The organism is Mesobacterium pallidum, from assembly GCF_019966535.1.
Classification (GTDB): domain Bacteria; phylum Pseudomonadota; class Alphaproteobacteria; order Rhodobacterales; family Rhodobacteraceae; genus Mesobacterium; species Mesobacterium pallidum.
Genome location: NZ_JAIMID010000006.1, coordinates 162,459 through 176,852, shown reverse-complemented (window position 1 = coordinate 176,852; position 14,394 = coordinate 162,459). Strand labels below are relative to the sequence as shown.

The 14,394-nt window shown below is 66.2% G+C and carries 14 protein-coding genes; 11 read left to right on the top strand and 3 right to left on the bottom strand.

Features of this window, described 5'->3' with window-relative positions; all coding sequences use genetic code 11:
- Positions 1 to 10 precede the first annotated feature (10 nt).
- The 9 genes from MF270_RS11030 (at position 11) to MF270_RS10990 (ending at position 8,529) form a co-directional block, all read left to right on the top strand.
- On the top strand, positions 11 to 1,117 hold the full coding sequence (locus MF270_RS11030) for a CheB methylesterase domain-containing protein (protein WP_238365936.1): 1,107 nt from the start codon (positions 11 to 13) through the stop codon (positions 1,115 to 1,117).
- The gene (locus MF270_RS11025; protein WP_238365935.1) at positions 1,114 to 1,599 is read left to right on the top strand and encodes a chemotaxis protein CheD; all 486 of its coding nucleotides are present in this window, start codon (positions 1,114 to 1,116) and stop codon (positions 1,597 to 1,599) included. Before MF270_RS11030 ends, MF270_RS11025 begins: the two co-directional genes overlap by 4 nt.
- A 150-nt stretch (positions 1,600 to 1,749) precedes the next feature.
- Positions 1,750 to 2,928 carry an ABC transporter substrate-binding protein gene (locus MF270_RS11020; protein ID WP_238365934.1) on the top strand — a complete coding sequence of 393 codons (1,179 nt, stop codon included), beginning with the start codon at positions 1,750 to 1,752 and terminating at the stop codon, positions 2,926 to 2,928.
- Between the two features lie 51 nt (positions 2,929 to 2,979).
- Positions 2,980 to 3,903, top strand: a complete 924-nt coding sequence (locus MF270_RS11015; protein WP_238365933.1) for a branched-chain amino acid ABC transporter permease — start codon at positions 2,980 to 2,982, stop codon at positions 3,901 to 3,903.
- A 205-nt stretch (positions 3,904 to 4,108) separates the two neighbouring features.
- Positions 4,109 to 5,071: a branched-chain amino acid ABC transporter permease gene (locus MF270_RS11010; protein ID WP_238365932.1), complete on the top strand. Its 963-nt coding sequence runs from the start codon at positions 4,109 to 4,111 to the stop codon at positions 5,069 to 5,071.
- Positions 5,068 to 5,811 (top strand): ABC transporter ATP-binding protein, encoded by a 744-nt coding sequence (locus tag MF270_RS11005; RefSeq protein WP_238365931.1) that lies wholly within the window; start codon positions 5,068 to 5,070, stop codon positions 5,809 to 5,811. Before MF270_RS11010 ends, MF270_RS11005 begins: the two co-directional genes overlap by 4 nt.
- 2 nt (positions 5,812 to 5,813) lie before the next feature.
- On the top strand, positions 5,814 to 6,515 hold the full coding sequence (locus MF270_RS11000; protein ID WP_238365930.1) for an ABC transporter ATP-binding protein: 702 nt from the start codon (positions 5,814 to 5,816) through the stop codon (positions 6,513 to 6,515).
- Positions 6,516 to 6,688: 173 nt separating this feature from the next.
- On the top strand, positions 6,689 to 7,624 hold the full coding sequence (gene gshB / locus MF270_RS10995) for a glutathione synthase (RefSeq protein ID WP_238365929.1): 936 nt from the start codon (positions 6,689 to 6,691) through the stop codon (positions 7,622 to 7,624).
- Positions 7,621 to 8,529 (top strand): alpha/beta hydrolase, encoded by a 909-nt coding sequence (locus MF270_RS10990; protein ID WP_238365928.1) that lies wholly within the window; start codon positions 7,621 to 7,623, stop codon positions 8,527 to 8,529. Before gshB ends, MF270_RS10990 begins: the two co-directional genes overlap by 4 nt.
- Here MF270_RS10990 and MF270_RS10985 read toward each other — a convergent pair.
- Both MF270_RS10985 and MF270_RS10980 read right to left on the bottom strand, forming a co-directional pair.
- Positions 8,526 to 9,122, bottom strand: a complete 597-nt coding sequence (locus MF270_RS10985; RefSeq protein ID WP_238365927.1) for an MlaC/ttg2D family ABC transporter substrate-binding protein — start codon at positions 9,120 to 9,122, stop codon at positions 8,526 to 8,528. The two genes, MF270_RS10990 and MF270_RS10985, sit on opposite strands and share 4 nt — an antisense overlap.
- A gap of 2 nt (positions 9,123 to 9,124) precedes the next feature.
- Complete coding sequence (locus tag MF270_RS10980) at positions 9,125 to 9,892, bottom strand: MlaA family lipoprotein (protein WP_238365926.1); 768 nt, start codon at positions 9,890 to 9,892, stop codon at positions 9,125 to 9,127.
- 185 nt (positions 9,893 to 10,077) lie between these two features.
- Here MF270_RS10980 and MF270_RS10975 point away from each other — a divergent pair, with 185 nt between their 5' ends.
- A complete protein-coding gene (locus MF270_RS10975; RefSeq protein ID WP_238365925.1) occupies positions 10,078 to 11,814 on the top strand; it encodes a type I secretion system permease/ATPase in 1,737 nt (578 codons plus the stop codon).
- Positions 11,811 to 13,124, top strand: coding sequence for an HlyD family type I secretion periplasmic adaptor subunit (locus MF270_RS10970; protein ID WP_238365924.1), 1,314 nt, complete (start codon positions 11,811 to 11,813; stop codon positions 13,122 to 13,124). Before MF270_RS10975 ends, MF270_RS10970 begins: the two co-directional genes overlap by 4 nt.
- 66 nt (positions 13,125 to 13,190) lie before the next feature.
- Here MF270_RS10970 and opgC read toward each other — a convergent pair whose 3' ends face one another.
- Positions 13,191 to 14,288, bottom strand: a complete 1,098-nt coding sequence (gene opgC, locus MF270_RS10965) for an OpgC domain-containing protein (protein ID WP_238365923.1) — start codon at positions 14,286 to 14,288, stop codon at positions 13,191 to 13,193.
- Between the last annotated feature and the right edge of the window lie 106 nt (positions 14,289 to 14,394).

Genomic DNA, 14,394 nt, shown 5'->3' with positions numbered 1-14,394 from the left:
ATTGACGAAGATGTCCCCAATTCGCGTCGTCCTGGTCGATGGGCGCCCCGTGCGCCGGATGCGGCTGGAGGCCACCCTCAGCAAGAATGCCCGGACGATGCTGCTGGGCGCCTTCGACGCGATGGCCTCGTCCTATGCCTCGATCGACGCGGTGAAGCCGGACGCGGTCCTTCTGGGGGGCGAGCTGTCCTCGCAGACCGGGTTCGACCGGTTCCAGGCCTTCCTCAAGGAACGGGGAATTCCGATCGTGCCGGTCTGGTTCTTCCCGTTCCACCACATGGAACTGATGAACGCCGACATCAGCGAAGCGGAACGCGCCCGCTTTTCCACGGTGCCCGAAGGGGATACCGCCTTCCTGATCGACACGATCGAAACGGCGATCAAGCGCAGCACCATGCGCGGCGCCCCGTACGCCGAGGTTATCCCCGGGGCGGCGCGGTCCGCGGGCATGATGGCGGCCGAGCGGACCTCGGCCTTCAGCAGCGCCACGCCGCCCGATCCCGGCGCGGCCACTGCCCGCGTGCGGGCGGTCGGGCGGACCAACTGCCTGATCGTCATCGGTTCCTCAACCGGCGGGATCGAGGCGCTGCATACCGTGCTGTCGGAATTTGCCGAGGATTGCCCGCCCACCCTGGTGGTCCAGCACATCCGCGAGAATTTCACCGCGGCCTTTGTGCAGCGCGCCAACAAGCTGGTGCGCCCCCAGGTGGTCGAGGCAGAGAACAACATGATCCTCGAGAAAGGCACGGTCTACGTCGCCCCCGGGGCCGCGCAGCATCTCGAGATCGACCGCGCCCCGGGGCTGGTCTGCCGCCTGCGCGAGGGGCCGCCGATCTCGGGGCACCGCCCCTCGGTCGATGCGCTTTTTGACTCAGCGGCACGCCAGGTTGGCACCCGGTTGCGGGTGATCGGCGTGCTTCTGACCGGAATGGGGGCCGATGGCGCCCGCGGCTTGCTGGGCATCCGCGAGGCGGGGGGCCACACGGTCGCCCAGGACGAGGAGACGAGCGTCGTCTACGGCATGCCGCGCGCCGCCGCGGAACTGGGGGCCGCCGTCGAGGTTCTCCCGCTTAACCGTATTGCCCGAGCCATCGCAAAGGACCTTGCATCGCAATGACTTCGGAAACAAAAGATGGCGGCCGGTTCATCGTCCAGGGGACCTTCGGGATCTCGGACAAGCCGGGCGAATACCTGATGACCATTCTCGGGTCCTGCGTGGCCGTCTGCCTGCATGACCCCGATCGGCGGATCGGGGGCCTCAACCATTTCCTGCTGCCGGGCACCGACAACACCGACATGACCAACATGAAATACGGTGTCAACGCGATGGAACTGCTGATCAACAGCCTGATGAAGAAGGGCGCGTCGCGCTCCGGTCTCGTCGCCAAGGTCTTTGGCGGCGCCCGGATGACGCCCGGCCTGACCGACATCGGCCAGACCAACGCCGAATTCGCCCGGGGCTTTCTCGAAGACGAGAACATCCCGATCCTTGGTGGCTCGACCGGAGGGGTGGCCGCGCGCAAGATCCGGTTCTTCCCCGAGGACGGGCGCGTGCAACAGCGCCTCGTCAACCCCGAGGGCGCCGGGATGGCGCACTAGGGCGCACGGCGTCCTATGCTCTATACTGCAGAAATCCGGCGTGGTTTCGGGAAACCGACCGGATAAGATGTTGCGCCGATAGGGGCGTCCATGCACTAAATGTCTCCCAAGGGGCGGGCCGATGGCACCGGCCCGATAAGGGAGGACATCATGAAACGACTGACCGCGCTCGCGCTGAGCGCTTCGCTATTGGCCATGCCGGCCCTCGCCGACACCGCCAAGATCGGGTTTGTCACGACCCTGACCACCGGCGCCGCCGTCTTCGGCAAGGACATGGAGAACGCCGTCAACCTCGCGCTCGAGCACCTGGGCGGGAAGGCCGGTGATACCGAGCTCGAGGTGATTTTCGGCGACGACCAGTTCGCGCCCGAGGCCGGCAAGCAGGTGACCGACAAGCTGGTCAAGCAGGATGACGTGGATTTCGTCGCCGGCTACATCTGGTCCCACGTGCTGCTGGCCAGCCGCAAATCGGTGCTGGACGCCGGCAAGATCCTGATCTCGGCGAACGCCGGCCCCAGCCAGATGGCGGGCAAGCTCTGTGATCCCAACTTCTTTTCCACCTCGTGGCAGAACGACCAGACCCCCATGGCCATGGGCGAGGTGCTGAACCGCCAGGGCGTCAAGTCGCTGTATATCATGGCGCCGAATTACGCCGCCGGGAAGGACATGGTCGCGGGGGTCGAACGCACCTTTGCCGGTGAGATCAAGGGCAAGGACCTGACCAAGTGGGGCGCCGACGCGCAGCTGGATTTCTCGGCCGAGCTGGCCAAGGCCAAGGCGAGCGGGGCCGATGGGATATTTGTCTTCTACCCCGGCGCGGCGGCGGGTGCCTTCATCAAGCAATATGACCAGGCGGGGTTGAAGGACGAGCTGCCGCTGTATTCCGTGTTCACCGTCGACGGGATCAGCCTGCCGAAGCTGCAGGCGGCCGATTTCCAGGGCGTGCTCGGGTCGAAGATCACGCAGGAATGGGACCCGTCGCTGGACAACCCGGCGAACCAGAAATTCGTCAGTGATTTCAAGGCCAAGTACGGCACCTACCCGAGCTTTTACGCTGCGCAATCCTACGACGCGATCATGCTGATCGCCAGCGCGGTCGAAAAGGTCGGCGGCAATCTCGACGACAAGGACGCGTTGCGCGCGGCGCTGAAAGAGGCCGACTTCGCCTCGGTCCGCGGCGAGTTCAAGTTCGGGTCGAACAACATGCCGGTGCAGGATTTCTACCTGCGCGAGGTGGTGGCCGACGCCGACGGAAACTGGACGACCAAGGTGGTCGAGACGGTCTACGAGGATCACATCGACAGCTTTGCCGCCGAGTGCCAGATGTAAGACCGCGGCCCGGCCGGCGCAGATCGGCCGGGCCGCAAAAGGGGACAGGGCATGGACACGACGCTTCTGGTCATCCAGGCGCTTAACGGGGTGCAACTGGGGCTCTTGCTGTTTCTCGTCGCCTCGGGGCTGACGCTGGTTTTCGGCATCCTTGATTTCGTCAACCTGGCGCATGGTTCGCTCTACATGCTGGGCGCGTTCATTTGCGCAACGCTGACCTTCGCGCTGGGCAATTTCCTGTGGGCCGTGCTGGTGGCGCTGCCGATCACGGCGGGGCTGGGATTCCTGGTGGAACGGTTCATCGCCCGGCCGCTCTACACGCGCGATCACCTCGACCACGTTCTGGGGACCTTCGGGCTGATCCTCGTTCTGGATACGGCGGCGCATCTCATCTGGGGGCCCGAGGGGATCGCCGTGCCGCTGCCCGAATGGCTCGACGGTCAGACCAACCTCACGGCCGAGATCGTGGTGCCCACCTACCGGCTGCTGATCATCGGCGCGGGGCTGGCGGCGGCGGGGGGCCTGTTCTGGCTGGTCAACCACACGCGGCTGGGCATGCTGATCCGTGCGGGCGCGTCGAACCGCACCATGGTCAGCGCGCTGGGCATCAATATCGAGCTGCTCTTCGGCCTCGTCTTCGCCCTGGGTGCCGCGCTGGCGGGGCTTGCCGGCATGCTGATCGCGCCGATCACCGAGGCGAATATCGGCATGGGCAATAACATCATCATCACCGCCTTCGTCGTGATCATCGTGGGCGGGATCGGGTCGATCAAGGGCGCCTTCATCGCCGCGCTGCTGATCGGGCTGATCGACACGATGGGGCGGGCCTTTCTCGACGATATCTTCAAGATCTTCATGTCGAACGAGGCGGCCGAGACGTCCGCCCCCGCGATCTCGGCAATGCTGATCTACATCATCATGGCGACGGTGCTGGCGGTAAAGCCGCAGGGCCTGTTCCCGCCCAAGGTGCGCTGATGGTTGAATATTTCTCTACGCCTGGGCCTCGGCTGCCCGGCGGCACGCCGGGCCGCGCCCGACCCTCCCCCCGGGAGGGCGCATCGGTACCGTTTGCGCGCCATTCAGAGGGCAGGAGATCGGCCATGTATCGCCTCCCTGCACCGGAAGAGGCGCCCACCCAGGGTCGGGCGCGGCCCTTCACGCCCGGAGCGGAGGTCAGCCCATGACCCGCAAGACCCTCCTGTCGGTCGGCTTCATCCTGGCCTTGGGCATCCTGCCGCCGATCTTCTACTGGACTGGCAATGCCTTCTGGCTCGACCTGGCCACGCGGCTGGTGATCCTGGCCATCGCGGCGACCAGCCTGAACCTGATCCTCGGCTATGGCGGTATGGTCAGTTTCGGCCACGCCGCCTACATGGGCCTGGGCGCCTACGCGGTGGGTATCCCCGCGCATCACTGGCTCTACGGCGGGCTCGAGGCGTGGGGGCTGGCGACCACATCGGGCCTGGTGCAGATCCCGCTGGCGGTGGCGGTCACGGCCATCTTTGCCCTGCTGACCGGCGCGATCTGCCTGCGCACAAGGGGCGTCTACTTTATCATGATCACCATGGCCTTTGCGCAGATGGTCTATTACCTCATTGTTTCGATTGAGGAATACGGCGGAGACGACGGCCTTGTCATCGACACGCGCAGCGAGCTGCCCGGCCTCGACCTCGACAATCCGCTGCAACTGTTCGGTCTTGCCTGGGTGTCGCTGGTAGCGGCCATTCTCATCGTGCGCATGGTGATCAATTCGCGCTTCGGCATGGTGATCCAAGGGGCCAAGGGCAATGACGAGCGGATGCGGACCCTGGGCTTCAACACCTATGTCTACCGCCTTGTCGCCTACGTGATCTCGGGCGCGATGGCCGGCTATGCGGGCGCGCTCTTGGGCAATTTCACCACCTTCATCAGCCCCGAGATGATGGACTGGTCCCGCTCGGGAGAGCTGATGTTCATGGTGATCCTCGGCGGCGTGGCGACGACGCTGGGGCCGGTCGTGGGCGCCACAGTCTTCATCGTGCTGGAGGAAGTGCTTTCGGACCTCACGCTTTACTGGCACCTGCCGTTCGGCCTGCTGCTGATCGCGGTCGTGCTGTTCGGCCGGGGCGGGCTGATCGGCCTGCTGAATGGGCGGGACCAATGAGCGCGCTGCTGAAAATCGATGGCCTGAACAAGAGCTTCGGCGGGATCAAGGCGACGGATGACCTGTCGCTCGAGGTCGCGCCCGGAGAGATCCACGCCATCATCGGCCCCAACGGCGCGGGCAAGACCACGCTGATCTCGCAGCTTTCCGGCATGGCGAAACCCGACACGGGCCGCATCCTCTTCAAGGGGCGCGACATCACCGGGCAGCCGGCGCACAAACGGGCGGGGCTGGGGATCACGCGGTCGTTTCAGATCACCTCGCTGGTGATGGAACTGAGCGTACTCGACAACATCGCGCTGAGCCTGCAGGCGCGCGAGGGGCATTCCTTCCGCTTCCTGAAGCCCGCGCGCAAGGTGACGCACCTGCGCGAGGCGGGGCGCGCGCTGCTGGCCCGCGTGGGGCTCGAGGGCAAGGCGGACATGCCGACCAAGGCACTATCCCACGGCGAACACCGGCGGATGGAGGTCGCCATCGCCCTCGGTGCCGGGGCCGAGCTGATGCTGCTGGACGAGCCCATGGCCGGCCTCGGCTTCGAGGAAAGCCGCGACATGGTCGCGCTGCTGACCGGCATCAAGGGCCAGCACACGATCCTGCTGATCGAACATGACATGGACGCGGTCTTTGCGCTGGCCGACCGGATCAGCGTTCTGGTCTACGGCCATATCATCGCCACCGGCACGCCCGAAGAGATCCGGGCCAACGCGGCGGTGCAGCACGCCTACCTGGGCGAGGAATGACCATGCTGGAAATTCGCGGCCTCACAACGCATTACGGCAGTTCGCAGGCCCTCTTTGGCGTCGACATGGACCTTGACGCGGGGCAGGTGGTGACGCTGCTGGGCCGCAACGGGATGGGCAAGACGACCACGATCAACTCGATCATGGGGATCGTGAAGGCGTCGGGCGGGTCGATCCGGTTCATGGGTGAGGAACTGGTGGGGCGGGCGTCGTTCCGCACCGCCAACCTCGGCATCGGGCTGGTGCCCGAGGGGCGGCAGATCTTTCCGAACCTCAGTCTGCGCGAGAACCTTGTGGCGACCGCGTCGAACCACCTTGGGCAGGCGGACCCCTGGACCATCGACAAGGTCTTCGACTTCTTCCCCGAGCTGGCCACGCGGACCAATTCCATGGGCAACCTGCTGTCGGGGGGCGAGCAGCAGATGCTTGCCATCGGCCGCGCGCTGATGACCAACCCGCGCCTGCTGATCCTCGACGAGGCGACCGAGGGGCTGGCCCCGCTGGTCCGCGCCAAGATATGGGACGCGCTGGAACGCATCGCGGGCGAGGGCATGTCGATCCTCGTGGTGGACAAGAACCTGGCCGACCTGATGCGCATCGCCAGCCGGCATTTCATCATCCAGCGCGGGCAGGTGGTCTGGTCGGGCTCGACCGCCGATCTGCAGGCGGACGAGACGGCAAGACAAACGTACTTGGGGTTCTAACGCGCCTCCGGGTTACAGATTGCCGGCGCGCCTCCGGGTTACATGTTGCTGGCGCGCCTCCGGCGCGACGGTTCTGAGCATCCCCGCACGCCCCTCCCGCACGGCCGCCCATTGAACCCGGCGCGCCCATGGGCCAAGTATAGCACCAACCAGGGAATGCAGGGGACACACCCGTGAAGATCGCCTTTCAGATGGACCCGATCGGTCCGATCAACATCAATGCCGACAGCACCTTCCGCATCGCCGAGGAGGCGCAGGCGCGGGGGCACGAGCTGTTCTACTACACGCCCGACCGCCTGGCCTGGCAGGAGGGCACGTTGACCGCCCGTGGCTGGCCGCTGACCGTGCGGCGCGAGAAGGGCAACCACTTCACGCTTGGCGAAGAGCAGGAGGTCGATCTTTCGACCTACGACGTGGTCTGGCTGCGGCAGGACCCGCCCTTCGACATGTTCTACATCACCACGACGCACCTGCTGGACCGCATCCACCCGGGAACGCTGGTGGTGAACGACCCGTTCTGGGTCCGCAACTACCCCGAAAAGCTGCTGGTGCTGGAATTCCCGCAGCTCACGCCGCCGACGACCATCGCCCGCGACCTGCCGACCATCCGCAAGTTCAAGGACAAGCATGGCGACGTGATCCTGAAACCGCTCTACGGCAACGGCGGCGCCGGGGTGTTCCGCCTGACGCCGGACGACCGGAACCTCAGCTCGCTGCACGAGCTCTTCACCGGCTTCTCGCGCGAGCCGCTGATCGTGCAGAAATACCTGCCGGCGGTGACCAAGGGCGACAAGCGCGTGATCCTCGTCGATGGAGAGCCCGTGGGCGCCATCAACCGCGTCCCGGCCGAGGGCGAGACCCGGTCGAACATGCATGTCGGCGGCCGGCCGGAAAAGGTCGAGCTGACCGCGCGCGACCGCGAGATCTGCGCGACCATCGGGCCACTGCTCAAGGAAAAGGGCCAGGTCTTTGTCGGCATCGACGTGATCGGCGACTACCTGACCGAAATCAACGTGACCTCGCCCACCGGTATCCAGGAGCTGGAACGCTTTGACGGCGTCAACATCGCCGAAAAAATCTGGCAAGCGATCGAGGCCAAGCGAAAATGAGCCTGCGCATGCGTATCTTCGGGACGGCTGTCCGCCCCGGGATGCGCTGGTTCAATGCCCGTGTGCGCGATCCGCACTACCTGCGGGCCGAGTTCGAACGCGCGGCGCAGCACTGGTTTCCCGAGACGCCGCTCTCGGTCCACATCGAGACCTGCTACGCGGGGCCGACCGGCCCGATGGGCGCCTATTGGGTGCAATCGGGCGCGATCCTTCCCGACAAGGTGATCCTGCACCTGCATGGCGGCGGCTACGTGGTCGGCTCGCCCGAGACGCACCGCCGTGTCGCGGCACGTCTCAGCCGGATGGCAAAGCGGCGGGTGTTCCTGCCCAGCTACCGCCGCGCGCCGGAAGACCCGCTGCCGGCGGCCTTTGACGACGCGGTGGCGGCCCATGCGCACCTGCTGCGGATCGGCTACGCGCCCCGCGACATCGTGATCGGCGGCGACAGCGCGGGCGGGGGGCTGGCCCTGTCGCTGCTGTCACACCTGTGCGAGACGGGGCAGCGGCCCGCGGGCCTCTATGCCTGGTCGCCCTTCTGCGACCAGACCTTTTCCGGCGCCTCGGTGCAGGAAAACGGCGAGACCGATCATTTCTTTCCTGGTCGCCGGGTGCATGAACTGCCGAAGCTGATCCTTGGCCAGCTCAAGCAGGACGACCCGCGCGCGTCCCCGCTGAACGCCCGGTACGACGCGCCGCCGCCGGTGCTGCTGCAGGTGTCGCGCAGCGAGATCCTGCGCGACGATGCCTTCCGCATGGCCGAGAAACTGCGCGCGGCAGGCGGCGACGTCACCCTGCAAAGCTGGGAGGGCGCGCCGCATGTCTGGCAGTTCTTCCAGGGCTATTTCCCCGAGGCGCGCGAGGCGGTGCAGCTGACGGCCGATTTCGTCCGCCGCTGTCTCGATTAACTGGCGCGGCGCAGGGCCGCGATCATCTTGTCGATGTCGCCGCCGTTGCGATCCAGGAGCGCGCCGATCTCGCCCCGTTCTGTCAGCAGCAGGTTCACGCCCTCGATGAACATGTTGAAGAACAAGACCTTGCCCGAGCTGTCCGAGACGTGGAACGACACCTCGAAGGGGCTTTGCCCCTTGAGGTAGGCGATGGTCTTGACCTCGTAGAAGTTCTTGAGCGGCGCGGCCGATGTCACCTCCAGCCGGCCGCCGATGAATTCGCGGAAGCGCGAGCCGTATTTGCGCGCGACGTAACCGATCAGCGCGTCCTTGAAGGCGGTCTTCTGCGCGGCGCTGGCCCGCCGCCCGTCCACGCCGAAGCAATAGGCGGCAATGGTCGAGGTATCGGCGTATTTCTGGAAGATCCGCTCGAAATCCGGGTACATCGCGGTCTGCGACTTGCCCGAGGCGATGACGCGGTTGATCTCGCCCACGAGGTTGTTGATCAGCGACGAGGCCTGCCCGTCGGTCAGCGCGAAAGCCTGGCCCGGCAGCACGGCGGCGCCGGCCAGCAGGCCCAGCGCGGAACGGCGCGAAAAAGTCAGATCCATGGTCAGAATCCTTCCGTGTCGATGTCGAGGGGGTCGATGGCGGTCGCCTCGGCCGCGTTTTCGCCGGCCAGCTCGTAGCGGCGGTTTTGCAGGTAGATCGACCGCGCCTGGGCATAGCTGTCAGCCGAGCCTTCGAGCACCGCGTCGATCGAGCCCGAGAGGCGCGATGCCTCGACCGCGCGGCCGGTGATCTTGGCGACGCGCTTGATGTTGTTCTCGCGCGGGGTCAGCGCGTAGCCCAGCGGGTCGATGACCACGTCGACGACGCGGCCCCAGGTGTCGCGTTCTGTCGAGGGGCCGAGCACGGGCAACTCGATGTAATTGCCTTCGGGCACGCCCCAGACATGCAGCGTCTCGCCGAAGTCGGTGGCATCCTCGGGCAGGCCGAAATCGCCCGCCACGTCGAACAGCCCCGCCATGCCGACCGTCGAGTTGATGACGAACCGCAGCGTGCCGCGCCCGGCGCGTTCCAGGTTGCCCTGAAGCAAGGAGTTCACGACCGTCGACGGCTCGCCGAGGTTGTTGGCGAAATGCACGGCCGAGGACTTGATGTCCTCGGGGATGACCGCGCGCCGGGGCGCGTCGCTGTCCCGGGACAGCCCGCCCAGCAGTGCCTTGTTGAAGTCATGCGTGCGGCGGTTCTCGACCTCGTAGGGGTCGTTGATCTCGCCCGGCGCGGGGGTGGTCGACCCGGCGCAGCCGGCCAGAAGGGCGACGGTGCCCAGCACCGCGACAGCACGCGTTTTAGACGAGGAAAGGGAGCGAAACATCGGGCGGAAATCTCTTTTCAATTCTTCCGTGTCGTATGTATTGTTGCGAACTGCGGCTTGCAGCGGCAAGCGGGTCACGGGGTCACACCTGTGGCAAAACGGCGACAGCACCATCAATGGCCTTTCCGCGCGGGATGTGCCACAGGTAAGGCGATTTTAAAAAGGCCGGTAGCGGAAAAACGCTTATGGATAACTCTATTCAACGTGCCCGCGGGCGCGAGGAACTCAGGAAAGCACGCAAGGAAAGCCGGGGCCTGTACTGGTTCGTGGCGATCTTTTCGTTCCTGGTGAACCTGCTGATGCTCACGGGGCCGCTCTACATGCTCCAGGTCTATGACCGCGTGCTTGGCTCGCGGTCAGAGGCAACGCTGCTGGCCCTGACGGCCATCGTGGCCTTCCTGTACGGGATGATGGGCATTCTCGATTTCACCCGCGGCCGGATCATGGCGCGGGTCGGGGCGCGGTTCCAGGCCAAGCTGGACAAGCGGGTCTTTGACGCCGCGGTGCGCAAGTCGGCCGTGCTGCCGGACGAACGCAGCGCGACGGGCCTGCGCGACCTCGAATCGGTGCAGCGGCTGATGACCAGCCCGGTGCTGATGTCGATCTTCGACATGCCCTGGACGCCGTTCTTCCTGTTCGGGATCATGATCTTCCATCCCTGGCTTGGCTACCTGGCCATTTCGGGCGGGGTGATCCTGGTCTTTGTCGCGATCCTGAACCAGATCTCGACCCGTCGTCCCATCGCGCAGTCGAGCCATGCCTCGATGCGCTCCGAGGCGATTTCCGACCAGATCCAGTCCGAGGCCGAGATGATCCAGGCCATGGGCATGCGCCGGGCGGCCTTCGACCGCTGGCAGACCGCGCGGAACGAGTCGCTGACCAGCCAGCTCAAGACCTCGGACATGGGGGGCATGTTCAGCTCGATCACCAAGACGTTCCGGCTGTTCCTGCAATCGGCCATGCTGGGCCTCGGCGCCTACCTGGTGTTGCAGAACGAACTGACGCCGGGTGCGATGATCGCGGGGTCGATCCTGATGGGCCGGGCGCTGGCCCCGATCGAGCTGGCCATCGGCCAGTGGCCGCTGGTGCAGCGCGCCCGCAAGGGCTGGGACAACCTGGTGACCCTGCTGGGCGAGGTCCCGCCCGAGGCACAGCGCACCGCGCTGCCGGTGCCCAAGGCGCGGCTCGAGGTGCAGCAGGCAAGCGTGATCCCGCCGGGCGACCAGCAGGCGTCGCTGCGGGTGATCACGTTCGACCTCAAGCCCGGCCAGGCGCTGGGCGTGATCGGGCCGTCGGGCTCGGGCAAGTCGACGCTGGCCCGGGCCGTCACCGGCGTCTGGCGCTGCGCGGGCGGCAAGATCCGCCTCGATGGCGCGACGCTGGACCAGTACGATCCCGAGCGGCTGGGCGAATACATCGGCTACCTGCCGCAACGCGTGCAACTGTTCGAGGGGACGATCGCCGACAACATCGCGCGGCTCTCGGGCCAGCCCGACGCCGAAAAGATCGTCGCTGCGGCCAAGAAGGCCGCCGCGCACGAGATGATTCTCAAACTGCCGGACGGCTATGACACCAAGATCAGCGCCACCGGCGGGCGCCTGTCGGGCGGGCAGATCCAGCGGATCGGCCTGGCGCGGGCGATGTATTCCGACCCGATCATCCTGGTGCTGGACGAGCCGAACTCGAACCTCGACAACGAGGGGTCCGAGGCGCTGAACCAGGCCATCCGCGTCATGAAATCCGAAGGCAAGTCGGTCATGATCATGGCCCACCGCCCCTCGGCGATCCAGGAATGCGAGATGCTGCTGGTGCTCGAGGGCGGCACCCGCGCCGCCTTTGGGCCCAAGGACGAGGTGCTGCGCAAGATGGTGCAGAACCATGAACAGATCCGCCAGGCCAGCGGCGGAGGAGGCGTGCGATGAACGACCAGGAGATCAAGACCAAGTTCCCCGTCCGGTCGCCTCTGACGGTCGGCATCCTCTCGGTGGCGCTGCTGGTCGGCGGCTTTGGCGGCTGGGCCTCGATGACCGAGATTTCCGGCGCGATCATCGCCTCGGGCCAGATCCAGGTCGACCAGAACCGCCAGGTGGTGCAGCACCCCGATGGCGGGGTCGTGGCCGAGATCCTGGTGAACGAGGGCGACACGGTCGAGGAGGGCGATACGCTCATCCGGCTCGACCCGACGCTCTTGCGCACCGACCTGGCCGTGCTCGAGGGGCAATTGTTCGAGCTGATGGCCCGCCGCGGCCGGCTCGAGGCGGAACGCGACGGGTCGGACACGCTCGAGTTCGACCCGGTCCTGGTGCAGCGCGCCAGCGAGAACGAAGAGGTCGCCGAGCTGATGGAAGGGCAGGAGCGCCTGTTCGTGGCGCGGCAGCTATCCATCGAGAAGGAGACCGAGCAGCTGTCAAAGCGCCGCGACCAGATCTCGAGCCAGGTGACCGGGATCGAGGCGCAGCAGACCGCCCTGGAGCAGCAGCTTGGCCTGATCGCCGAAGAGCTGGTCAGCCAGCAAAGCCTGCTGGACCGGGGCCTTGCGCAGGCCGCCCGGGTGCTGGGCCTGCAGCGCGAACAGGCGCGGCTTTCGGGCCAGATGGGTGAGCTGACGGCGCGCAAGGGCCAGGCCGAACAGGCGATCACCGAGACCGAGATCCAGATCCTCAAGCTGGGCACCACCCGCCGCGAAGAGGCGATCACCCGCCTGCGCGACCAGCAGTTCCAGGAACTCGAGCTGGCCGAGCGGCGCCGCGCGATCCTGGAACAGCTCAGCCGCATGGACATCCGCGCGCCGGTGTCCGGCGTGATCTACGGCATGACGGTCTTTGCCCCGCGCTCGGTCATCCGGCCGGCCGATCCGCTGCTGTTTATCGTGCCGCAGGACCGTCCGCTGGTGATCGCCGCGCAGGTGCCGCCGATCCACATCGACCAGCTGCACGTGGGGCAAGAAGTGCACCTGCGCTTCTCCGCGCTCGACCAGCGCCAGACGCCCGAGCTGTTCGGCCACGTGACGCAGATCTCGGCCGATGCCTTCACCGACGAGGGCACGCGCGCGACCTATTACCGGGCCGAGATCCAGCTGAGCGAGGGCGAGCGCGAGCGCCTGCCCGAGGGCACCACGCTGATCCCCGGCATGCCGGTCGAGGCGTTCATCCGCACCGCGGACCGCACGCCCATCGCCTACCTGGTCAAGCCGCTGGCCGATTACTTTGCCAAGGCCTTCCGCGAAAGCTGACGGCCCTGCAAAACGGAAAACGGCGCGTCCCGCGGGGCGCGCCGTTTGCATGTCCGGAGGGGGCGGTCACTCGCCCGGGATCGGCGCGGCGCGGCGGGCGCGTTGCCGCTTTTGCCAGGCGTCCCAGGCAAAGGGCGCGGCCAGGAACAGGCAGAGGCAGATGGCCGCCAGCACCAGGTCCTGGGTGCTGGACAGGTGCGGCAGGCTTTGCATGACCACCGCCATCAGCACCACGTGGAAGACGAACATCTGGATCGAGTACTTGCCCGTCAGCCGCAGCAGGCGCAGATTGAACCACCAATCCATGACGGCGCGCGGCCAGCGGGTCAGCGCATGGGGCCGCATCAGGATCAGGCCGAAAAGGGCCACCACCACCATGATCCGCGTCAGGTGGAACGGGTGCAGCTGCATCCGCGCCCAGTTGATCGGCAGGCTGCCCGGATCAGCCAGCAGCAGCGGGTAGTAGCTGAACGTGCGTTGCAGCGCCGTCAGCATCAGCGCCAGCGCCAGCAGGCCCAGGAAGGCACCGTCCGGCAGCCGGTCGAGCGCGCCCGTGATCTGGCGGTGCAGCGCACCCAGCACGAAGGCGATGAAGAACAGGAACTGCCAGGCGCCCACGTCGAAGGCCATGAACAGGCCCGACAGGCCGAAAAATCCGGTGGCATAGCTGGCCTGGCTGGCGACATAGACCAGTCCCGACGGCAACAGCAGCGCCACCGGCCCGAAGCGATGCAGCAGCGGCGTCGCTGCCAGCAGCAGCACGAAGCAGTAGACGTAGATCGGCAGGATGTCCGAGTAGCTGCCGCCGTTCTGCATCAGCGCCACCTGGGCGATCGGCATCAGCTCGTCCGGCAATCCGCTGCGCATCGCCACCAGGGTGATGATCAGGAACGGCACCGCCGAGATCAGGTAGTAGCGGTAGATCTTGACCGTGCGTTGCCCCAGGAACCGGGGCAGCCCGCCCGAGGTGCCAAGGCGCGTCTCGTAGAGAAAGCCCACCAGCATGCCCGACAGGAAGATCAGGAACTCCGCGTCGTAAAGCCCGATCAGCCGGACGTGATGGACCTCTCCGAAGACCGAGAGCCCGGGCTGGAAAGCCAGGTGCGCCAGCATCATCATAATGAGCAGATGCCCGCGAATGCCGTCCAGTATGCCTAGCCGCATGGTGCCCTCGTCGTGAGTGAATTTCACAAGAAAATTAACCTTAACACGATCGCACGGGTTGAAAGCGCGGCCAACACATTCCGTCCCGCGGGGGCAAATTGGCCGC